The following is a 22,454-nucleotide window of genomic DNA, read 5'->3' on the forward strand; positions in this document are numbered from 1 at the left end:
CGCGTCAGCTCCGGTACGCCTTGGCGGCGGCCGACTCAAGCTGTCGCTGGGCCCCCGCGACGTCCTTCGGGTTCTTCAGGAAGTCCTGGAGCGCCTTCCACTCGCCCTTGCCGGGCGTCCCCCCGAACGACTGCGGCATCTGGTCCGACATGTCGAAGCGGAAATCGTCGCCCGCCGCGATCAGCGCCTCGGCGATGTCGCGCTGGACGTCGTTCGGATACGAGGCGGTGTCCAGGGACTTGTTCGGCGAGACGAAGCCGCCCGCCTCGGCCCAGATCCTCGCGGCGTCGGTGGACGCCAGGAACGTCAGCAGCGCCTGCGCTCCCTTGGTGTCCTTGAGCGCCACGGCCGCGTCGCCGCCCGTCACCACGGGGGAGTCGGCGCCGACCGCCGGGAACGGGAAGACCTTCGCGTCCGTACCGATCTTGGCCTCGGTCTCGCCGATGTTGACGCCGACGAAGTCACCCTCGAAGACCATCGCGCCCTTGGGCTGGTCGCCGCCGGTGAAGGTCTGGGTGACGGACGCGGGGAACTCCGTCTGGAGCGCCCCGTCCGCGCCGCCCGCGATCAGACTCGGCTTGCCGAAGAGCTGACCGAGCGTGGTCAGCGCCTCCTTCACCGAGGGGTCGGTCCACTTGATCGTGTGCTGGGCCAGCTGGTCGTACTTCTCCGGGCCCGCCTGGGAGAGGTAGATGTTCTCGAACCAGTCGGTGAGGGTCCAGCCGTCCGCGCCCGCGACCGAGACCGGGGTGACTCCGGAGGCGGAGATCGTCTCGGCCGTCGACAGGAAGTCCTTCCAGGTCTTGGGGGCCGACGCGCCCGCGTTCTCGAACGCCGTGTTGTTGTACCAGACCAGGGACTTGTTGGCGGCCTTAAAATACACGCCGTACTGCGTGCCGTCCACCGCGCCGAGGTCCCGCCAGCCCTTGCCGTAGTTCTTCGCGAGCTGGGCCTTGGTGGCCGCTCCGGCCGGCTTGGCCCACTTCTTCTGGACGGCCTGCTGGATCGCGCCGACCTGCGGCAGCATCGCGATGTCCGGCGGGCTGCCACCGGCGATCTTCGTGCCGAGGAAGTTGACGATCGGGTCCTGGGCGGGGACGAAGGTGACCTTCGCGCCGGTGCGTTTCTCGAACTCGCTCAGGACCTTGGTGAAGTTCGCCTGCTCGGGGCCGGTCCAGACGGCCGCGACCTGGATGTTCTCGCCGGTCAGCTTGGGCAGTTGGACCGTCACGGCGGGTTCCTTGCTTGCCCCGTCGTCCGAGCCCTTGCCGTCCTCGGAACCGCCGCAGCCGGTGAGGGCCAGGGCGCCGGCGGCCACGGCCGCCACCGCCGCTCTGCGCGTACCGGTACCGGCGGCCCTGCTGCTGGTGCCGGCACCGGCGGTGCCAAGAGTCTTGCCTGCTCCGCGAGTTGTGCGCATTACTGCCCCGTCTCTCCCGTGTGCGTATGGATCAACGCATACGGGACCGGCGTCGCGGCCGTGACGTGGCGGCTCTGCTCGCGTCCCGTGCGCACAGTCCTACGCCGCGTGACCGGGCGCCGCAATAGCGGATCAGGTCTCAACTCGGTGATCGTGATGGGCTCGTGACGTCGTCCGAGGGACGTAAAGGGATCTTCATGGGCGAGCCGGGTCCAGTGGTGTGACAGGGACGGCGTCGACCGATCGCGCGGCCCGCTCCAGGGCGCTCGCGAGCAGCGCCAGATCGGTCGGACCGTTGCCCAGCTCCCTGACCGGCCGGCGGGTCGGCGGGTCGCCCATCCGCTCCCACTCCAGCACCACCACGGTGGGCCGCAGGGTCCCCGTACGCGGAATACGGCCGGTGACCCGGCCGCCCTGGAACGGCGTGACCCGGCCGTCCGGATGGCCCAGGCGGCCCCGGCCCGGCGCCGGTTCGTCGGGTGCGGGCACGGCGGGCGGCGTGTCCAGTACGACCCTCAGCCGCGCGCCCTGCGCCAGCTCCGTGTCGACCGTACGGTCCGGGCGGGCCGAGGTCGCGACGAGATGCACGCCGAGACGCTCGCCCTCCCGGGCCACGGCCTCCAGGGCCCGTACGACGGAACCGGCGGCGGGCCGCCCCGGACTGCCGAGCGCGGGCGCGACAAGGGCGTCGAAGTCGTCGACGAGCACGACGAGCCGGGGCAGGGACGCGATCCCCTGGGGCTGGTCCGTCGCACGGGCCTGATCCGTGCGGGCTTGTTCCGTGCGGGTCTGTTCGGTACGGGTCTGTTCCGTACGGAACGACGTGGTCCGGAGCCTGAGGGTGCCGCGGGTCTGGGAATCCGGCTCGTCGCGCTGATCGCCCAACTGCTCCACGCGCTGCTGCTCCGGGCCGGGTGGGTCCGCGCGGAGCTGGTCCACGCGCTGTTCCGTACGGAGCTGGTCCGTACGCGACTCGCCCCGCCGTGCCGCCCGTTGCTCGGCGGCGCTCGGCGCGCGCCGGCCGATCACCCGGTCCGACACCTCGGGACGGCTGTGCCACTCGGTGAAATCCAGCCGCCCGAGCAACTCGGCACGCCGCTTCAGCTCGGCCCCCAGCGCCTGCGCGAAATGGCGCATTCTCACCGGGTCGGAGGCGACCAGATGATCGGTCACATGCGGCAGTTCCGTACAGGCCGACAGCCCCTCGCCCCGCTCGCCCCCGGCGCCGTCGACCAGCAGCAGCCCCAGCCGGTCGGGCCGGCCGGCGGCGGACAGGGAGGCGGCGACGGAACGCAGCAGCTCCGTACGGCCACTGCCCGCCGGGCCCTCGATCAGCAGATGCGGGCCCTCGTCCGTCAGATCGACGCTCACCGGTCCGTGCGGTCCGGCACCGAGGACGGCCGTACAGTCGCCCGTGCGGTCCGCGGCGGACGCCCAACGGGCCATCAGGGACGCCGGGGTGGCACGGGCCAGCCCCAACTCGTCCAGCAGCCTGGCCGATTGCGGCAGGACCGCGGCGGGGCGTCCCCGGCCGCTTCCGGCCGCCGCGCGCAGCGGCGCCAGCGCCCGTGCGAAACGGTCGGCCCAGGCCGGGGACACCGCGTCCACGACGGCGACCGTGCCATGCCCGGCGGGCTGCCCCACCGCCGTACGCAACAGCCGCAGCGCGGTGGCCACATCGCCGCTCAGCAGGGCGACGGCCCCGCACTCCCGGAAGGGGAGCGAGACCGCGCACGCCTCCTCGTAGGTCGCGGCGACCGGGGAGAGCGGCGAGGCGGCCGGGGTCTCGGCGAGGCAGACGAGATGGATACCGGCGGCGGATCCGGCACCGGCCAGCTGCGCCGCCGACTCGCGCAGTGCGGCGGAACCGGGGTCGCCGTCCACGATCACGACCGTGTGCGGCCCGTCATGGCGGGCCGCGGCCCGCGCGACCTCGGCCGCACCGGCCGAGGCCCAGCCGGGGCCCAGTGGCCCGTCGTCCAGCCGACGGGACAGCTCGGCGGTCCTCGCGGCCGCCTGGTCCCGGTCGTAGGCGAGCAGCAGCCGGCAGTCCTGGCCGTGGGAGGGCCGTGCGTGCGGCAGCCAGCCGAGCCAGGCCCAGTCCTGCTTGCGCTGCTCCAGGCTTCTCGACCGGTCCGCGCTGATCAGCACGATCTCCAGATCGGCCGGCGAGTGCAGCGCGGTGAGCTGGGCCACGGTCCAGCGGGCCAGCCCCGTCAGCCGCTCCCGGGGGCCCGCGAGCCCGAGCGAACCCGCCTCGCGCAGCCCTACGGTCACCGGCACCGCGGCCAGGACGGAACTCGCGCCGCCGGCGGCCGGACGGTCCGCCGTGCCCAGCCTGACGACGAGCGCCTCCGCGTGGTGGCTGTCGCGCTCCCACAGGCGGGGGCCGGGGCCGAGCGCGGTGAGCAGTACCTCGGCCGGATCGGGCCAGGTCTCCTTGAGGCGCGCGCGGCCGGGGGACCCGGCGGGGTGCCGGGGGCCGGGAGCGGTCTCCGGGAGGTCCGCCTCGTCACGGCCACCGGCGAGCCGCCGGGCCCAGGCGCCTATGCCGCCGCGTCGCCGGGCCGTGGCGTCGGGCAGCTCGGTCCCCCGGGTGGGCGTGCCCTGGCGGCGCGTACCGGTCGTACGGCTGTGGGGGCGCGGCCCTTCGCCGGACTCGCCGTCCGACGGCCACTCGGGGCCGTCCGCCCGGCCGGGGCCGGCCGCCCTGCTGTGCGTACCGTCCGGGGAGTCGAGGGCGGAACCGCGGCCGAAGTGCGTATCGGGACCACGGCCCCCGGAGCCCAGGACGTCGGAACCGTGCGTGTCCGAGCCGCGGGTGTCCGAATCGCGTGCGTCCGGGCCGCGCGTACCTGAGCTGCGGGTGTCGGAACGGCGGGTGTCGGAGGAGCGCGGGTCGGGCACCCGCGGGGCGCCCGGTGGGTTCCCGTACTGCGGGCCGCCGTACTGCGGACCCGGGGCCCGGCCCGGGATCGGGCTCGATCCCCTCGGCCCGTACGCCTGGATGGTGTGGCCCTCGCCATGGCCCGGCCCGCGTCCCCGGGCGTCCCCGCCCCGGCCGCCGGAGGCGGGCCCGCCGTGCGCCGTCGCGGGTTCACGCGGACCGCTGCCGTACCGGGGTCCGGCCGGGGCGTCCGTGCGGCCGGACCCGGCGCTGTCCGAGCCGGGTCCACCCGAGCCGTCCGCGCCGTACCCGACCGAGCCGTACGCGCTCGTCGCCCGGCCGCTCCCGCTTCCGCCGGCGCGCGTGGGATCCGGACCTCCGTGAGCGGTGCCCGCCGGCGCACCGGGAGTGCCGGTGCCCGCGCCGGAGCGGCTGTCGGTGCTCGCACCACCGCTCGCGCCTGCGTACGGAAGCGGATCCGAGCCGTCCGTACCGGGGCGGGCGATCCGCAGATGGCCCTCGCCGTCGGACGCCGTCGGCAGCGTGGCCGGGCGGTCGCCGGCCGTGAGGCGGAGCGCGGACTCGCCGAGCCGCAGGAGCGCGCCGGGGGCCAGCCGGACCGGCCGCTCGCCCACCTCCTCGCCCTCCAGTGTCGTGCCGTTCGTGGAACCGAGATCGGCGACGGAGACGCGGCCGTCCTCGCCGACCGTCACCGCGCAGTGGAGCCGCGAGACGTCCGGATCGTCCAGGGGCACGTCGGCGTCGGCGGACCGGCCGATCCGCACCCGCCCGCCGTGCAGCAGGTGCACCCCGCCCGCGTCGGGGCCCGCGACCACATGGAGCTGGACCGCGGCGTCCTCGGCGGGAGCGTCGTCCTCGCCGGGGACCTGGAGGGAGAGCACCGCTCCGTCGATCAGCGGAGGCTCGCCCAGGGTGCGGCGCTGGGCGTCGAGCCGCTCCCGGCCCGAGTAGAGGACGACGGTGCCCGAGGTGTCGGGTCCCGCGGCCGCCGTGGCGAGGCCGGAGGCGACAGCGGCCAGCGCCGTCCCGGCAGGGGCGGTGACGAGCACGTCACACGCGCGCCCCGCGGTATGGCCGCTGCGCGGCGCGAGGACGGTCAGCCGGATCTGCATCGCCGTCAGCGGTCCCTTCTGCGCGGGGTGCCCGGCAGGGGAGAGCCCTGTGATTCCCCCCACCACGCACGGACGCGTCGCCCGGTACAGGTCGGCACGGACGGTGCGACTCCCCGCTCCACACCTCTCGTGCTGGGGGCATCTTCGCACCTGCCGCTGACAACACGCCCGGCGACCAGCTATAAGTGATCTTGATTGGGCTGCTGTTGGCGCAAAAGCGCCTGCCCGAGTCACGCTTCAGGTGCTGTTCCGGTGCGGATCGGGATCGTCTCCGACGTTCTCCATCCGTCTCCGTCACGTCTGTGGACCGGTCGACGGGACCGGCGGACCGGTCGACGGGACCGGCGGACCGCAACCATCCGGGCGCTGTGAACGTCTTTCCTCCGGACGCGACCGGCGCGTATTCGGTCCATGACCGTAGCGGGACGGGACCGGGACCGGAAGATGACCGGCCGTGGACCTGTTCGGCACGGCATCCTCGGGTCCGGACCGACCGGAAACGGGGTGCGAACCGACCGGAAACAGGGTGGGAGAAGAGGTGTGCGGGGCGGAATCCGTCCGGCACGCGTCGCCTCCACGTACTTCCCGGCCGGTCTACAGTGGGCCGGAGACCCGGCGCGCCCGGGACGAATGAGAAGACTGAGAAGACCCCGACCAGCAGGGAGCGCATGACGTGCGGCCCGTAGGCAGCAAGTACCTGCTCGAGGAGCCGCTCGGACGCGGCGCCACGGGCACCGTCTGGCGAGCCAGTCAGCGCGAGACGGCCGGGGCCGAGGCGGCCGTACCGGGCCAGCCCGGCGAGACCGTGGCGATCAAGGTCCTCAAGGAGGAACTGGCGCACGACGCGGACGTGGTGATGCGCTTCCTGCGCGAGCGCTCCGTCCTGCTCCGCCTCACCCACCCCAATATCGTGCGGACCCGCGACCTGGTCGTCGAGGGCGATCTCCTCGCGCTCGTCATGGACCTGGTCGAGGGCCCCGACCTGCACCGCTATCTGCGGGAGAACGGCCCGTTCAGCCCGGTCGGGGCGGCTCTGCTGACCGCCCAGATCGCGGACGCGCTCGCCGCCAGCCACGCCGACAGCGTCGTACACCGGGACCTCAAGCCCGCCAACGTCCTGCTCAAGGACGACGGCGGGCAACTGCACCCGATGCTCACCGACTTCGGCATCGCGCGCCTCGCGGACTCCCCGGGCCTGACCCGTACGCACGAGTTCGTCGGCACCCCCGCCTATGTCGCGCCGGAGTCCGCCGAGGGCCGTCCGCAGACGTCCGCCGTGGACATCTACGGCGCGGGCATCCTGATGTACGAACTGGTCACCGGCCGCCCGCCGTTCGCCGGCTCGACCGCACTGGAGGTGCTCCAGCGGCACCTCAGCGAGGAGCCCCGCCGCCCCTCCACCGTGCCCGAGCCGCTGTGGACGGTCATCGAGAGGTGCCTGCGCAAGAACCCGGACGAGCGGCCCAGCGCCGTGAACCTCGCCCGTGCCCTGCGGACCGTCGCCGCCGGCGTCGGCGTGCACTCCACGCCCGCCCAGGTCGATGCCGCGATGGGCGTCGGCGCGCTGCTCGCGCCGGACCCGGCGCCCGCGCCGGTGCCGGACACCCCGGGTGCCGCCGACGCGACGCAGGTACTGCCGAGCAACGCCGGTTCGTACGACCCCGGCGCGGCGACGAGCGTCCTGCCCTCCACCGGCGTTCCCGGCGCCCCCGGTGCTCCGGGCGCGTACGACCCGAACGCGGCGACCAACGTCATGCCCGCCACCGGTCCGGGCGGACCCGGGTCCGGCGCCGACCCGACCTCGGTCATGCCACCCGTACCGCCGGGCGGTGACGCCGAGGGCCCGCACCCCTGGCAGAACCAGATGCAGGGCGTCCGCGACCGCAACGAACAGACCCAGGTCCAGTACCTCGACCCGAGCCAGGACCCGCTGCGCCGCCGCCCGCACCGCCCGCAGGGCGCCCCGCCTCCGCAGGGACAGCAACCGCCCCAGGGGCAGCGGCACCAGGGCCGGCAGCCGCCGCCCCCGCGTCAGCAGCAGCGCGGGCAGCAGGGACCGCCGCCGCAGCAGTACGCGCCGCCGCCCCAGCAGCAGTACGCCCCGCCCCCGCAACAGCAGTACGCGCCGCCGCAGCAGCCCCCGGAGCCTCGCCAGCGCCGTGAACCGCGCCCACCGCGCGAGCCCAGGCAGCGCAGCGCCAACCCGATGCGGATCCCGGGCCTCGGCTGCCTCAAGGGCTGCCTGTTCACGATCGTCCTGCTCATCATCGCGGGCTGGCTCATCTGGGAACTGACCCCGCTCCCGGAATGGGTCGACACCGGCCAGAGCTACTGGGCCGCGATCAGCGACGCGGTCTCGTCCGTCTCGAAGTGGGTCTCGGAGTTGGGCGAGTCCAGTGGCGGCGGGCAGACCTGACCGAGGCGAAAGCCTGACGGAGGCGAAAGCCTGACGGACGGGGTTCGCGCGATGATCCGGGGGCGGGGCCCCCGGATCATCACATTTCCCCCACAGGTGTGGGGGTCGGGGCCGACCTGGGCGCGAGACGCCCCGACATCCGCGTACTTTGGTGGGCAACGCCAGCCGCTGAGGGAGCAGTCTTGGCACGGAATATCGGCAGCCGGTACACCGCCCATCAGATTCTGGGGCGGGGGAGCGCCGGGACGGTGTGGCTCGGCGAGGGACCCGAAGGGCCCGTCGCCATCAAGCTGTTGCGCGAGGACCTCGCGTCCGACCAGGAACTCGTCGGACGCTTCGTCCAGGAGCGCACCGCCCTGCTCGGTCTCGACCACCCCCGGGTGGTCGGCGTCCACGATCTCGTCGTGGACGGCAACGACCTGGCGCTCGTCATGGAGCTGGTCCGCGGCACTGATCTGCGCACCCGCCTCGACCGCGAGCGCCGGCTCGCCCCCGAGGCCGCCGTCGCGATCATCGCCGATGTCGCCGACGGACTCGCGGCCGCGCACGCCGCCGGGGTCGTCCACCGCGACGTCAAGCCCGAGAACATCCTGCTCGACATGGAAGGCCCGCTCGGCCCCGGCGGCTCGCACCCCGCGCTGCTGACCGACTTCGGTGTCGCCAAGCTGATCGACACCCCGCGCCGCACCAAGGCCACCAAGATCATCGGTACTCCGGACTATCTGGCGCCCGAGATCGTGGAGGGCCTGCCGCCGCGCGCGGCCGTCGACATCTACGCGCTGGCCACCGTCCTGTACGAGCTGCTCGCCGGCTTCACGCCGTTCGGCGGCGGCCACCCCGGGGCCGTACTGCGCCGGCATGTCACCGAGTCCGTCGTCCCGCTGCCCGGCATCCCCGAGGAACTGTGGCAGCTCCTCCTCCAGTGCCTGGCGAAGGCCCCCGCCTCCCGGCTGCGCGCCTCCGAGCTGGCGGCCCGGCTGCGCGAGCAGCTGCCGGGCCTGGCGGGCATCCCGCCGCTGGACGTGGACGAGCCCGACGCGGAGCCCACCGAGCAGCCCTACGAGGAGCCCCGGCGGGCCGAGCCGCAGGAGCCGCGCCGTCGCGGCGCGGTCCCGCTGGTCCCCGGCGCGGCCCCCGACTCCAACCGGGACACGCATACGAGCATGCGGGTCCCCGGCCCCGACGAACTGGCCGGCGGCGCGCGCGGCACGGCCCGTGCGCCCCGCTCGTCGAGCCGGCGCAGACCCGGCTCGGCCCGTCACAAGGCGGAGGCGGTGCGGAAGCGGCGTATCACTCTGGGGGTGGTGGCGGTGCTGCTGCTCGCGGTGGTGGGGGTGGGCGGATGGCTGGCCGCGAGTGGGGACGGGGCGGGTGGGGCGCCGCGGGATTCTCGGCAGACCACTTCGCCGGTGCCGTAGGTCCTCGGCGGGGGCGGTGTCGCCGTGCGGCGGGCGAGGCGGGTTGGGGAGCGGTGCGGGTGCGGTTTCGCCGTGGGTGGTGCGGGGGCCGGGGCTCCGGAGGCGCATGTCCGGACTGCATGATTTACGCCGCGTGCGGGTCTCGTGGTCGGGTGCGGGCCGGTGTGCGGCACACATCACGCTCTACGTCCGGACACGTCACCTCCTGCGGCCCCGGCCCCCTCCCGTCCGTCCTCGTCTGCGGGCCGCTTTCTGGTTCTGCCTGCGCCTCTGGGGATGTTCCGGTTCGGTCGTCCGGCGGCGAGTGAGCCGAAGGGGCGCGCCGCTGTCGTAAGGGAGAGCGCGCGCAGGCCCCGAGGTACGGGGGGCGGGCACGGTCGACCGTCGGCAGGGGCTGAAGCGCCCCGAAGCCGAACCGAGCCCTCAAAAAAGCAGCCGGGGGAGGGTTCGCGCGCTCAGCCGTTACGCTGGACCCGTGGCAGTCGTCGATGTATCCGAAGAGCTGAAGTCCCTCTCCTCGACCATGGGGTCGATCGAGGCCGTCCTGGACCTCGACAAGCTGAGGGCAGACATCGCTGTGCTCGAGGAGCAGGCCGCGGCCCCGTCCCTCTGGGACGATCCGGACGCGGCGCAGAAGATTACGAGCAAGCTTTCGCACCTCCAGGCCGAGGTCCGTAAGACGGAGGCGCTGCGCGGGCGCATCGACGATCTTGAGGTGCTCTTCGAGCTGGCCGAGGCCGAGGACGATGCCGATACCCGTGCCGAGGCCGAGTCGGAGCTGGAGTCGGTGCGCAAGGCGCTGGACGAGATGGAGGTCCGTACGCTCCTGTCCGGCGAGTACGACGCGCGTGAGGCGCTGGTGAACATCCGCGCCGAGGCGGGCGGCGTCGACGCCGCCGACTTCGCCGAGCAGCTTCAGCGGATGTATCTGCGCTGGGCCGAGCGGCACAACTACGGCACCGAGGTCTACGAGACGTCGTACGCGGAAGAGGCCGGCATCAAGTCGACCACCTTTGTGGTCAAGTCGCCGTACGCGTACGGAACGCTCTCCGTGGAGCAGGGCACGCACCGTCTGGTCCGTATCTCGCCGTTCGACAACCAGGGCCGTCGGCAGACCTCCTTCGCGGGTGTCGAGGTGCTTCCGGTCGTCGAGTCCAGTGACCATGTCGAGATCGACGAGTCCGAGCTGCGCGTGGATGTCTACCGCGCCTCGGGCCCCGGTGGGCAGGGCGTCAACACCACCGACTCCGCGGTGCGGATCACGCACGTGCCGACCGGCATCGTGGTCTCCTGCCAGAACGAGCGCTCCCAGATCCAGAACAAGGCGAGCGCGATGAACGTCCTCCAGGCGAAGCTGCTCGAACGCCGCCGCCAGGAGGAACAGGCCAAGATGGACGCGCTCAAGGGAGACGGCGGCAACTCCTGGGGCAACCAGATGCGTTCGTACGTTCTGCACCCGTACCAGATGGTGAAGGATCTGCGCACGGACTTCGAAGTGGGCAATCCCCAGGGCGTGTTGGACGGCGAGATCGACGGATTCCTGGAAGCCGGAATTCGCTGGCGCAAGCAGCAGGACAAGTAAATTCACGCTTTGTCGACAAGGGAACTGCCGTCCGAGGGACGGCAGTTCCCTTTTATGTCACAGTTGCATCCCCGCATGCCGGACAACCGGCGTGATACCGGTCATTGCACGCGCAATGACCTTGACGCGTATATGAAAACTCGGAAAGCTGACGCGGCATGCGTAATTCATGGGGCGCGTGAGACCGGGGGCGGAGTGACAGGGGCCCCCAGCGGCAGCTGCCCCGGGCGCTGCACCAAATGACGTATGAGCTACTGGGGGTAGCAAGCAGATGACCAAGAAGACGCGCATCCGCGTAGCGCGTATCGCCGCCTGCGCGGTGATCGCCGCGGGTGCCTCGCTGACCGCTGCGGGCGCCGCTCAGGCCACCGGTATCGACGTCGGTCTCGGTATCTCCGAGGATGGCGTCAACGCCGACATCGGTCTCGGTCTCGGCGACGAGACGCCGACTCCGCCGACCGAGGTGCCGACCCCGCCGACCGAGGAGCCGACTCCTCCCACCGAGGAGCCGACGCCCCCGACGGAGGAGCCCACTCCTCCCACCGAGGAGCCGACCCCTCCGACCGAGGAGCCCACCCCTCCGACGACGGAGGAGCCCACGCCTCCGACGACCGAGGAGCCCACCGGGGAGCCGACTGAGCCCTCGGAGGACCCGTCCGTCCCCGCCACGACCGACCCCGGCAACGGCGGCGGCACCGGTGGCGGCAACGGTGACGACGGCGCGAGCACCTGCACCGTCGACCTGGACGGCGCCGAGTGCGCCGACAACACCGACACCGACTCGGCCGGCTCGCAGCCGGTGGAGCAGGGTGCCGCCAAGGAGGAGCTGGCGGAGACCGGCGCCCCCGAGACGGCGTACCTGCTCATCGGTGCCGCGACCATGATCGCCGGTGGCATCGGCTTCCGGATGCTGCCGCGTCTGGCCGGTGGCCGTACCGTCGCGTAGTCAGCGGCGGGACCCGCGCGGCGCCTGAGTACGGGTGGCGCGCGGGAACACACGTCACGTACTTCGGGTACGTGGAAGGGCCCGGACGCGGAAAGCGTCCGGGCCCTTCGGTGTGTCCGGGTGGGGGCCGGCGGTCAGGCGGGCTGGTGCGCTGCCACCAGCGCCACGGCCGCCACGAGCAGCACCAGCAGGGTCAGCAGAGCCACCGGGCTCAGGCCCCCCAAGGGGCCCTGGTGCTGGAGACGCTCCCTGTTGGCACGGCATACGGCGCACCTGCCCTCACTGACAGGTCCCGCGCAGTTGGCGCACACCAATCGGTCGTAGGTCATGCGCATTCCTCCTCACCGCGCGGCGGAGCCGCTGTCAGTGTTACTCCGCTCAACGCTCCGGGGAACACGACCGTTCCCCCTTCTACTTTGCCAGTTCCCCACGCAATCGGCGCGGCCGACCGGATTCCGCCAAGACCGTCATGGGTGGCGGCCCCGGCCGATCTGTGATAAATCGCCCAAGACGGGGCGCCGGTCCGTTCCGGAACCGGCCTCGGAGGCGGATGCGGACTGCGCGGGTCCGTCGGGTTCGCGTAAGGTCTCGCTCACCTACTCCCGGCCGACCGTGGTGTGCATCAGTGATCCGATTCGACAACGTCTCCAAGACTTATCCGAAGCAGAACCGCCCCGCCCTGCGGGATGTCTCCCTTGAGATCGAGAAGGGGGAGTTCGTCTTCCTGGTCGGCTCCTCCGGTTCCGGTAAGTCGACTTTCCTGAGGCTGCTCCTCCGTGAGGAGCGCACCAGCCACGGCATGGTGCATGTCCTCGGCAAGGACCTCGCGCGCCTGTCCAACTGGAAGGTGCCGCAGATGCGCCGCCAGCTCGGCACGGTCTTCCAGGACTTCCGGCTGCTGCCGAACAAGACCGTGGCGGAGAACGTGGCGTTCGCGCAGGAGGTCATCGGAAAGTCCCGCGGTGAGATCCGCAAGTCCGTCCCCCAGGTCCTCGATCTTGTCGGCCTCGGCGGCAAGGAGGACCGGATGCCGGGCGAGCTGTCCGGTGGTGAGCAGCAGCGCGTCGCGATCGCGCGGGCCTTCGTCAACCGCCCGCTGCTGCTGATCGCGGACGAGCCCACCGGCAACCTCGACCCGCAGACCTCCGTCGGCATCATGAAGCTGCTGGACCGCATCAACCGCACCGGCACCACCGTGGTGATGGCGACCCACGACCAGAACATCGTCGACCAGATGCGCAAGCGCGTGATCGAGCTCGAAAAGGGCCGTCTGGTGCGCGACCAGGCGCGCGGCGTCTACGGCTACCAGCACTGAGCATCGAAGTACCGAAAGCTGAAAGGACGCCATGCGCGCCCAGTTCGTCCTGTCGGAGATCGGCGTCGGTCTCCGCCGAAATCTCACGATGACCTTCGCGGTCATCGTGTCCGTGGCCCTCTCGCTCGCCCTGTTCGGCGGCGCGCTGCTCATGCGCGAGCAGGTCAGCGTGATGAAGGACTACTGGTACGACAAGGTCAACGTCTCCATCTTCCTCTGCAACAAGAACGACGCGACCACCTCGCCCAAGTGCACCAAGGGCGCGGTCACGGGCGAGCAGAAGAAGCAGATCGAAACCGATCTGGACAAGATGGACATCGTCGAGACCGTCCACCACGAGACGTCGGACGAGGCGTTCAAGCACTACAAGGAGCGGTACGGCGATTCCCCGATCGCCAGCACGATCACGCCGGACCAGATGCCGGAGTCCTTCCGCGTCAAGCTCAAGGACCCCGAGAAGTACAAGGTGGTGGCGACCGCCTTCGCCGGCCGGGACGGTGTCGAATCCGTCCAGGACCAGCGAAATATCCTGCAGAACCTCTTCGATCTGATGAACGGCATGAATATCGCCGCGCTCTGTGTGATGGCGCTGATGCTGGTCATTGCGCTGATGCTGATCGTGAACACCGTTCGTGTATCGGCGTTCAGCCGCCGACGCGAGACCGGGATCATGCGGCTCGTCGGCGCGTCCAGTTTCTATATCCAGATGCCGTTCATCATGGAGGCCGCGTTCGCCGGACTGATCGGCGGTGTGGTCGCCTGCGGCATGCTGCTGCTGGGCCGGTACTTCCTGATCGACAACGGTCTCGCCCTCGCCGACAAGATGGAGTTGGTCAACTTCATCGGCTGGGACGCGGTGCTCGCCAAGCTTCCGCTGGTGATCGCGATCGGTCTGCTGATGCCCGCCGTGGCCGCTTTCCTCGCGTTGCGCAAGTACCTCAGGGTGTGACAAGTGCCCTTGGCGTGGTGCCGACAAGTACCGTTGGGTCGCCCGGGGTTGTCCTAGACTCAACGCCATGTCGGGCTCCGAGTCGCACCGAATGTCCCGCGGTCCCGGCCGCGGGGCGGCCCTGACTTTGCTCTTCGCGAGCGTGCTCGCCACGGGCGTCGCCACCAACTCCCTGCCGCGCGACGGGCGGACGCCGTCCGACGGACCGACCCGGTCGGTGTCCTCGACGGCCGACCGCGACGAAGTCGCGAGAGCGGCGGCCGAGGCCGTGGCCGACGGCAAGTCCGCCACGGAAGCGGCCGAGGAAGTCGTCAGCCGCAGTGGTGACCGCTGGGGCGCGGTGTACGACAAGAAGGAGTACGAGGAGTTCGAGCAGGCCCTCGACGGCGAGTACACCGGAGTCGGGCTCTGGGCCCGGCGGACCGTCGCCGGACTGATCGAGGTGACCCGGGTCGCGCCCGGCAGTCCCGCGGCGAAGGCGGGTATCGGGCCCGGTGACATCGTCCGGGACATCGACGGCGTGGGCGTCTCGCGGCGGCCCGTCACGGAGGTCATGGCGCTGCTGCGCGGCGACAATGAGAACGTCACCGTGAAGAGCGACAAGGGAAGCGCCAGGAGCGGGGGCGGCGGCGCCCCGGCCGGTGCCTCCGCCGTCGGTACGTCCGTCGCCGTGGGCCTGGAGCGCGACGGGCAGCGCTGGACGGAGAGTCTGCGCCGGGCCCGGCTCGCCACCGAGTCCGTGTCGGTCGACCCGATCGAGGGCGGGGCGCTGCGGATCAAGGTCGAGTCGTTCACCAAGGGCTCGGGCGAGCGGGTGCGGGACGCGGTCCGGGAGGCCCCGAAGGGCGCCGGTGTCCTGCTCGACCTGCGGGGCAACGCGGGCGGGCTGGTCACCGAGGCCGTCAAGGCCACCTCGGCCTTCCTGGACGGCGGCCTGGTCGCCACGTACGACATGAGGGGCGAGCAGCGGGCTCTCTACGCGGACTCGGGCGGTGACACCGGCCGGCCCGTGGTGGTGCTGGTCGACGGCGGCACGATGAGCGCCGCCGAGCTGGTCACCGGAGCCCTCAAGGACCGTGGCCGCGCCGTCACCGTCGGCACACGCACCTTCGGCAAGGGCTCGGTGCAGATGCCGAGCACCCTGGCCGACGGTTCCGTCGCCGAGCTGACCGTCGGCCACTACCGCACGCCCTCCGGGCACGGTGTGGACGGCCGGGGCGTCACACCGGATCTACAGGTGAGCGAGCGCGCCCAGGAGCGGGCCAGGACGGTACTGAGCGGGCTGGGCGGCACGCAGTAGGACAGCACCGTAAGGACAGGCGTAAAGGAGTTGCGCCGGGGTGCGAAAATGGCGGGACTATGGCTAAGGAAAAAGGGCGCAAACTGATCGCGCAGAACAAGAAGGCGCGGCACGACTACCTCATTATCGACACCTACGAGTGTGGTCTCGTGCTGACGGGTACCGAGGTGAAGTCCCTGCGCCAGGGGCGGGCCTCACTGGTGGACGGCTTCGTCCAGATCGACGGGCACGAGGCGTGGCTGCACAACGTCCATGTGCCCGAGTACAGCCAGGGCACATGGACCAACCACACCGCCCGGCGCAAGCGCAAGCTGCTGATGCACCGCATGGAGATCGACAAGCTGGAGTCGAAGTCGCAGGAGACGGGTCACACGATCGTGCCCCTGGCGCTGTACTTCAAGGACGGCCGGGCGAAGATCGAGATCGCGCTGGCGAAGGGCAAGAGGGAGTACGACAAGCGCCAGACACTGCGGGAGAAGCAGGACCGGCGCGAGACGGACCGGGCGATCTCGGCGGCGAAGCGGCGCGAACGGGCCTGACGGCGCCCGCGCCCGGCCGGCGGACGCCCGAAGAGGTCCGCCGAGGCCCGCCCCGGCGGAATAGGCTGGCACCGTCGTGCGTTGGTCACGTACGATGGGTCCCGTACCCCACAGCGGGTGCACGCCCGGAAAGGGCATTTGAAAAATCAACATGGGGATGATCGGTTTCGACAGCGGATGTCGAAGCAGGGGAAGCGAGTCGAGGAAGCGGCAATGATCTCGTTAACCATATGTCGCAAACAATAATCGCCACTTCTAAGCGCGATTCCTCCGAAGCCTTCGCTCTCGCTGCCTAATTAGCAGCTAGACGAAAGCTCCATATGGAGTGTCAGCCCGGGGCTGTTCCCGACCCGGCTCCTGGCATCAACTAGGGAACTAAACTTCTGAGCCCGGTCACGGGGCACAGAAGGAAATCAAACAGTGACTGAGCCCGTCGGAGACTTGTCCGTGTGATCTCCGGGGCCGAGAAAATCGCAGCGGACTGCACTCGGAGAAGCCCTGGTTCCGCACCGTTGGACGCGGGTTCGATTCCCGCCATCTCCACAATTCCCATGTGAGGCGAAGGCCCCGCTGCTCCGGCAGCGGGGCCTTCGTCGTGTCGTCGGTGTTCTCACGTGTCGTCGAGTTCTGTCGTCGTGTTCTAAGGGGTGCGCTCGCGGCGCGGACGACGAAGACGGCTCAGCCGGGCGATCAGGCGCGAGGCCAGAGTGAGGCCGCCGGAGTCCGTACCGGAGTGCGTGCCGGAGTCCTTGTCCGGGGCGTACCACTGGGCCAGGACCAGGGTGTTGCCCGTGACGGTCATCAGGGGCGAGGGGGCGTCGGGTGAATGCGGCATGGTCTTACCTTCATGGCACCCTCCCCGTCCGGTCCAACACCTGATCAGAGGCCATTCACGCAATGGTGTTGTGAAAAACGGGCCGCCCCCGGTTGAATGCGGCAATGCCCCGAGACGTCGATCCCCGGCTGCTCCGTTCCTTCCTGGCCGCCGCCGAAGACCTGCACTTCACCCGGGCCGCCGCCCGGCTCTATGTCGCCCAGCAGGCCCTCAGCCGTGATATCCGGCGGCTGGAGCGGGAGTTGGGCGCCGACCTGTTCGTACGGACCACCCGGCAGGTGACGCTGACGCCCGACGGTGAACGGCTCCTGCCGTACGCCCGGCGGGTGCTGGCGGCTCAGGACGAACTGCTGGGGGCCTTCGCGGGCGAGGCGCGGCCGCTGCTCGTCGATGTCAACAGTGAGGGGATGACGTCGGGCCGCGTGCTGGCCCTCGCCCGTGAACTCGCCCCGCGCCACGAGCTGATGGCCCGCTTCGAGAGCGGTCTCACCGGGGCCGCCGCGGGCATCCTCGACGGGCGGATCGACGCTTCCTTCGGCTACGCCGACGGCCTCGTGCCCGCGCTGCGTTCCGGGCTGGCGTGTCAGTTCGTACGGTACGAGCCGATGGCCGTGCTGCTTCCGCACGACCATCCGCTGGCCGCCCGCGCCGAAGTGCCGCTCGACGCGCTCGCCGGGGAGACCGTCTACGCGGGGGACGGCAATCCGGCGACGCCGGAGTGGACGGAGCTGGCGCGACAGCTCTTCGCGGGCCGCTCCATCGCGATCGCCCCGCCGGCGCCGATGGCGGTGGGTGCGCAGGAGTTCGGGCGGGTCATGGCCAGGACCCGGACACCCGTGCTGGCCGTGGTGGACTTTCCGGTGCTGCCCGGTGCGGTGCTGCGCCCGCTGGTGGACCCCGTACCTCTGTCACCCGTGTGGCTGGTGTGGCGCAAGGGGCTGAACCATCCTGGAGTGAATGCTCTGCGTGCCGCTGCGGCCACCCTGGCGAAAAGTGAAGGTTGGCTGGAACGCCCTCTTGGCAGTTGGTTCCCTACCACTGCCGTCACGGCGAGGGGCGATAACTCGTGAAGGTTCATTCGGACGCACCAGCGTGCGCTACATTCTCCTTCCGAGTGCGGTGTGGTAGGGGGGCGCTCGGCCCGGGTGGGGACCCGGCCGAGGGAGAAAAGCAGCCAGCCATGCGCGCACTCATGACGTTCAGTGGTGGGGGATGTGCGTACTGCAATGGAAAAATGGCGAGAAGATGCCCGTACCGGGCATATACATGAGCCGAACGATGTCACCTTCGAGCTCGATGGGCTGGGTCGACAGCTCTCCGAGCTTCCGGCGGGAGATTCGCCCGTTTCGGAGGCGGATTCTGCGCAGAAAATTGCTTCAAATGCGCCTGATGGTCCAGTTTTTGTTGATTCAAGCGGTCGTCGGAGTAAAAAACTCCGCCGGGCCGGCTGGGTCGTGTCCCTCGTCTGTGCCTGCTACGCGGTGGCGGTGATAGCCGCCCTGGTCGGCGGAAACTCCAGCGCTCCGTGGCTTCGGATACCCGGGGTGCCGGAGAAGGAGAGCGCGGACAAGGTGGTGGTTCAGCCAACTCCTACGGCCGGCGCGACCACCTCCGCGACGCCCGGCACGGCGGATGTCACGCCCTCGCCGGCGGACGCGAACGGCGCCGTCACCGTACGGCAGCCCTCGCGCGGCGGCTCCGGCGGCTCCGGCGGCGCCACGGGCAAGCCCGTTACGGGGGCGTCGAGTTCGGTGAAGCCGCCCAACTCCTCGGCCGGCACGGGCAGTGCGGCCGGCACCGGCGGCAGTACTCCCGGGCCCGGAGCATCGTCCCCGTCCGGTGGCGACGCGAGTGGCGGATCGGGGACAGGCGGCGCCGGAGGAACCGGCGGCGCGGTCACCACCGGTGGCACCGGCGGCGAGCCGACGGACCCGCCCGCCGAGCCGAGCCCGCCGCCCGCCGAGCCCACCGGGCCCGTGGCGACCACACCGGCGCGGGACGGCGGCCAGACCTTGGCCGCGGAAGGCGCGCGGTAGATGACATCCACCGGCAGACGTGCCCGTCGGCGCGACGACGCACAGGACATCGAAGGCCGACGCGCAAACGGCGTAAGCGACGTGAGCGGCGTGAGCGGCGTGAGAAGTGGGAGCGGTCGGAAGGGCTCGCGCCGGGGCAGGAGCGTCCGCGTCAAACGGCGCAGGCTGCCCATGCGTTATCTGCTGCCCTCCCTCATCCTCGTCGCGCTGCTCGCGATGCTGATGCTGCGCGGCTATGTGCACAGCGAGATCCTCGCCGACCACCGCGTACGCCCCCCGGCCGCCACCGATCAGGTGCCCGACCGGATCCTCGACGGCGGCCCGGTCATCGACGCCCGCGCCGCGACCCCCGCCAAGTCGCTGGACATCCCGGACCGCAGGCTCGTCCTCACCTTCGACGACGGTCCCGACCCGGAGTGGACGCCCAAGGTCCTCGACAAGCTGAAGGAGTACGACGCACACGGCGTCTTCTTCGTCACGGGCACCATGGCCTCCCGCTATCCGGCGCTGGTGAAACGGATGGTGGACGAGGGGCACGAGGTCGGCCTGCACACCTTCAACCACCCCGACCTCTCCTACCAGAGCAGTTCCCGTATCGACTGGGAGCTCTCGCAGAACCAGCTGGCACTCGCGGGCGCCGCGGGCATCCGCACGTCGCTGTTCCGGCCGCCGTACTCCTCCTTCGCCGACGCCATGGACAACAAGTCCTGGCCGGTCGCCCGTTACCTGGGCAGCCTCGGCTACATCACGGTGCTCGACACCATCGACAGCGAGGACTGGAAGCGGCCCGGCGCCGCCGCGATCGTCGAGCGGGCCACGCCCAAGGGCGACAGGGGATCGATCGTGCTGATGCACGACTCCGGGGGCGACCGCTCGCAGACCGTCGCCGCGCTGGACCGGTACCTGCCGCAGATGCGGGCCAAGGGGTTCACGTTCACCAACCTCACCGAAGCGCTCGGCGCGCCCAGCGCCCACACCCGGGTCACCGGACCGGAGCTCTGGAAGGGCACGGCATGGGTCGGCGCCGTGACCCTCTCGGACAACCTCACCGATGCCCTGGTCGTCGGGCTCTCCGTGATCGGTGTGCTCGTCCTCGTACGGTTCGGCCTGATGCTGGTCCTGTCCTTCGCGCACGCGCGCAAGGTGCGCCGCCGTGACTTCCGCTGGGGCGAGGAGATCACCGAACCGGTGACGGTGCTGGTGCCCGCGTACAACGAACGCGAGTGCATCACCAACACGGTGCGCTCGCTGATGGACAGCGACCATCCCATCGAGATCGTCGTCATCGACGACGGCTCGACCGACGGGACCGCGGACATCGTCGACGCGCTCCGGCTGCCCAACGTCCGTGTCGTACGCCAGGAGAATCAGGGCAAGCCCGCCGCCCTCAACAACGGCATCGCGCACGCCCGTCACGACATCGTCGTGATGATGGACGGCGACACCGTCTTCGAACGCTCCACCGTGCGCGAGTTGGTGCAGCCCTTCGGCGACCCGCGCGTCGGCGCCGTCGCGGGCAATGCCAAGGTCGGCAACCGCGACCGGCTCATCGGGTCCTGGCAGCACATCGAGTACGTCATGGGGTTCAACCTGGACCGCCGCATGTACGACGTACTGCGCTGCATGCCCACCATCCCCGGCGCGGTCGGGGCCTTCCGGCGCCGGGCGCTGGAACGCGTCGGCGGGATGAGCGAGGACACCCTCGCCGAGGACACCGACATCACCATGGCCATGCACCGCGACGGCTGGCACGTCGTCTACGCGGAGCGCGCCCGTGCCTGGACGGAGGCGCCGGAGTCCGTACGGCAGCTGTGGTCCCAGCGTTACCGCTGGAGTTACGGCACGATGCAGGCGATCTGGAAGCACCGCCGGGCGCTCGTCGAACGCGGCCCGTCCGGCCGCTTCGGCCGGGTCGGTCTGCCGCTGGTCTCGCTGTTCATGGTGCTGGCACCCCTGCTGGCGCCGCTGATCGACGTGTTCCTGCTGTACGGCCTGGTCTTCGGCCCGACACAGAAGACGATCGTGGCCTGGTTCGGCGTCCTGCTCGTCCAGGCGGTCTGCGCGGCGTACGCCTTCCGGCTCGACCGGGAGCGGATGAGGCATCTGATCTCGCTGCCCCTCCAGCAGATCCTCTACCGGCAGCTCATGTACGTGGTGCTGCTCCAGTCCTGGATCACGGCGCTCACCGGCGGCCGGCTGCGCTGGCAGAAGCTGCGCCGTACGGGCGTGGTGGAGGCGCCGGGGGCGGTCCCGGCGCCGCGGGGGCGTGACGCGGACGCGCACGCCGGTGTGGGTTCGGGCGCCGGTTCCCGTACGGGTGCGGACGCCGATCGGAGGCCGGTCGCGTGACGTCATCTCCTTCGGTTGACTCCGGTGAGGGCGCGCGGAGGACTGAGTCCGCCGCACCCACCACACCTGTCAGGCGGGCTCCGGCCGGCCGGGACCGCTGTCTCGACCTGCTGCGCACCATCGCGCTGGTCCGCGTCGTGGTGTTCCACATGTTCGGCTGGGCCTGGCTGACCTTCCTCTTCCCGTCCATGGGCGTGATGTTCGCGCTGGCCGGATCGCTGATGGCCCGGTCGCTCTCCCGGCGGCCCGCGCCGGAAGTCCTGCGGGGCCGGCTGCGGCGACTGCTGCCGCCGATGTGGGCGTTCGCGCTGGTCGTCGTACCGCTGATGTTCGTGATGGGCTGGCGGCCGGTCAGGGAGGAGGGCCTGTGGTGGTTCGCCGAACTGGCCAATTACCTCGTCCCGTTCGGAGCCCCGCCTTATCCCGCGGAGAGCGGGAGCGCGGGCGGTCTGCTGGACTCGTCCTGGGCGGACCAGGCGGCGGGCCCGCTCTGGTACATCCGCGCCTACCTCTGGTTCGTACTCGCCTCGCCGGTGCTGTTGTGGGCGTTCCGCAGGGTGCCGTGGGCGGCGCTGGCCTTCCCGGTCGCCCTGACGGCCGTGTTCGGCACGGGACTGGTGGAGATCCCCGGCGAGACGGGGGAGGCCCTCACCGACTTCGGGGCCTTCGGGGCCTGTTGGGTGCTGGGCTTCGCCCACAACGACGGCATGCTCCAGAAGGTCCCGCGCCATCTCACGCTCTGCCTGGCGTTCCTCACCATGGCCTTCGGCCTGTGGTGGGCCTCGGGCCATCCCACCGACGAGGGCTGGAACCTGGACGAGATCCCGCTCGCGCAGGCGACCTGGTCGCTCGGTTTCTGTGTGCTCCTGTTCCGGTACGCCCCGTCCTGGCGAGAACTCCCGGGCAGGCTGGCGCGGTTCGACTCGCTGATCAGCCTCGCCAACAACCGAGCGGTGACGATCTACCTCTGGCACAACCTGCTGATCATGGCGACTTTCCCGATCATCGACCAGCTCTGGAACCTGCCGGGGGCGGACGCCTTCGGTACGGAACTGGACGCGGCCTACCCGGCCTTGACGCTGGTCCTCGTCTGGCCTCTGCTCGCTCTGGTGATCCTCGTGATGGGCTGGGCCGAGGACGCGGGTGCCGGACGCCGGCCACGGCTGTGGCCGACCGGCGGGTAGGCGCGTAACGGATCCAGGGGCCGGGCGCCGGGGGGCCCCCCGGGCCCCCCCCCCCCCCCCCCCCCCCCCCGGCCCGGCCGGCCCGCCCCCCCCCCCCCCCCCGCCCCCCCCGGCGGCCCCCCCCCGCCCCGGCCGCGCGGCGCCC

The 22,454-nt window shown here is 71.2% G+C and carries 16 protein-coding genes and 1 other RNA gene; 13 read left to right on the forward strand and 4 right to left on the reverse strand.

Annotation, left to right across the window (positions count from 1 at the left end; genetic code table 11):
* Nucleotides 1–4: 4 nt before the first annotated feature.
* On the reverse strand, nt 5–1,420 hold the full coding sequence (locus ACIOJD_RS06845) for an ABC transporter substrate-binding protein (RefSeq protein WP_401909143.1): 1,416 nt from the start codon (nt 1,418–1,420) through the stop codon (nt 5–7).
* Nucleotides 1,421–1,615: 195 nt separating this feature from the next.
* Complete coding sequence (locus tag ACIOJD_RS06850) at nt 1,616–5,506, reverse strand: FHA domain-containing protein (protein WP_401909145.1); 3,891 nt, start codon at nt 5,504–5,506, stop codon at nt 1,616–1,618.
* A 607-nt stretch (nt 5,507–6,113) separates the two neighbouring features.
* Between ACIOJD_RS06850 and ACIOJD_RS06855 the strand changes: the two genes are divergently transcribed.
* From ACIOJD_RS06855 to ACIOJD_RS06870, 4 genes are all read left to right on the forward strand, one after another.
* A complete protein-coding gene (locus tag ACIOJD_RS06855) occupies nt 6,114–7,856 on the forward strand; it encodes a serine/threonine-protein kinase (protein WP_401909147.1) in 1,743 nt (580 codons plus the stop codon).
* A gap of 182 nt (nt 7,857–8,038) precedes the next feature.
* Nucleotides 8,039–9,274, forward strand: a complete 1,236-nt coding sequence (locus ACIOJD_RS06860) for a serine/threonine-protein kinase (protein WP_401909150.1) — start codon at nt 8,039–8,041, stop codon at nt 9,272–9,274.
* 475 nt (nt 9,275–9,749) lie between these two features.
* Nucleotides 9,750–10,856: a peptide chain release factor 2 gene (gene prfB / locus ACIOJD_RS06865; protein WP_401909153.1), complete on the forward strand. Its 1,107-nt coding sequence runs from the start codon at nt 9,750–9,752 to the stop codon at nt 10,854–10,856.
* Between the two features lie 271 nt (nt 10,857–11,127).
* Complete coding sequence (locus tag ACIOJD_RS06870; RefSeq protein WP_401909155.1) at nt 11,128–11,802, forward strand: hypothetical protein; 675 nt, start codon at nt 11,128–11,130, stop codon at nt 11,800–11,802.
* A 134-nt stretch (nt 11,803–11,936) separates the two neighbouring features.
* Here ACIOJD_RS06870 and ACIOJD_RS06875 read toward each other — a convergent pair whose 3' ends face one another.
* Nucleotides 11,937–12,131 carry a hypothetical protein gene (locus ACIOJD_RS06875; protein WP_401909158.1) on the reverse strand — a complete coding sequence of 65 codons (195 nt, stop codon included), beginning with the start codon at nt 12,129–12,131 and terminating at the stop codon, nt 11,937–11,939.
* Between the two features lie 296 nt (nt 12,132–12,427).
* Between ACIOJD_RS06875 and ftsE the strand changes: the two genes are divergently transcribed.
* The 5 genes from ftsE to ssrA all read left to right on the forward strand — a co-directional run bounded on the left by ftsE (nt 12,428) and on the right by ssrA (nt 16,451).
* Nucleotides 12,428–13,117, forward strand: a complete 690-nt coding sequence (gene ftsE, locus ACIOJD_RS06880; RefSeq protein ID WP_046503740.1) for a cell division ATP-binding protein FtsE — start codon at nt 12,428–12,430, stop codon at nt 13,115–13,117.
* 31 nt (nt 13,118–13,148) lie between these two features.
* Complete coding sequence (ftsX, locus tag ACIOJD_RS06885) at nt 13,149–14,066, forward strand: permease-like cell division protein FtsX (protein ID WP_401909161.1); 918 nt, start codon at nt 13,149–13,151, stop codon at nt 14,064–14,066.
* 67 nt (nt 14,067–14,133) lie between these two features.
* Nucleotides 14,134–15,366 carry a S41 family peptidase gene (locus tag ACIOJD_RS06890; protein ID WP_401909164.1) on the forward strand — a complete coding sequence of 411 codons (1,233 nt, stop codon included), beginning with the start codon at nt 14,134–14,136 and terminating at the stop codon, nt 15,364–15,366.
* 59 nt (nt 15,367–15,425) lie between these two features.
* Nucleotides 15,426–15,905, forward strand: coding sequence for an SsrA-binding protein SmpB (gene smpB, locus ACIOJD_RS06895; protein ID WP_401909165.1), 480 nt, complete (start codon nt 15,426–15,428; stop codon nt 15,903–15,905).
* Between the two features lie 153 nt (nt 15,906–16,058).
* Nucleotides 16,059–16,451: a transfer-messenger RNA gene (gene ssrA, locus ACIOJD_RS06900) on the forward strand.
* A 94-nt stretch (nt 16,452–16,545) separates the two neighbouring features.
* Here the strand turns inward: ssrA and ACIOJD_RS06905 are convergent.
* Nucleotides 16,546–16,740: a hypothetical protein gene (locus ACIOJD_RS06905; RefSeq protein WP_401909168.1), complete on the reverse strand. Its 195-nt coding sequence runs from the start codon at nt 16,738–16,740 to the stop codon at nt 16,546–16,548.
* Between the two features lie 104 nt (nt 16,741–16,844).
* Here ACIOJD_RS06905 and ACIOJD_RS06910 point away from each other — a divergent pair, with 104 nt between their 5' ends.
* The 4 genes from ACIOJD_RS06910 (at nt 16,845) to ACIOJD_RS06925 (ending at nt 22,309) form a co-directional block, all read left to right on the forward strand.
* Nucleotides 16,845–17,810, forward strand: a complete 966-nt coding sequence (locus ACIOJD_RS06910; RefSeq protein ID WP_401909170.1) for a LysR family transcriptional regulator — start codon at nt 16,845–16,847, stop codon at nt 17,808–17,810.
* Nucleotides 17,811–18,284: 474 nt separating this feature from the next.
* On the forward strand, nt 18,285–18,776 hold the full coding sequence (locus ACIOJD_RS06915; RefSeq protein WP_401909173.1) for a hypothetical protein: 492 nt from the start codon (nt 18,285–18,287) through the stop codon (nt 18,774–18,776).
* A 171-nt stretch (nt 18,777–18,947) separates the two neighbouring features.
* Nucleotides 18,948–21,125 carry a bifunctional polysaccharide deacetylase/glycosyltransferase family 2 protein gene (locus ACIOJD_RS06920; protein WP_401909176.1) on the forward strand — a complete coding sequence of 726 codons (2,178 nt, stop codon included), beginning with the start codon at nt 18,948–18,950 and terminating at the stop codon, nt 21,123–21,125.
* Complete coding sequence (locus ACIOJD_RS06925; protein ID WP_401909178.1) at nt 21,122–22,309, forward strand: acyltransferase; 1,188 nt, start codon at nt 21,122–21,124, stop codon at nt 22,307–22,309. The genes ACIOJD_RS06920 and ACIOJD_RS06925 overlap by 4 nt, the downstream gene beginning before the upstream one ends.
* The last annotated feature ends 145 nt before the right edge of the window (nt 22,310–22,454 follow it).

Source organism: Streptomyces sp. NPDC088116, from assembly GCF_044741745.1.
In the GTDB taxonomy this organism is placed as follows: Bacteria; Actinomycetota; Actinomycetes; order Streptomycetales; family Streptomycetaceae; genus Streptomyces.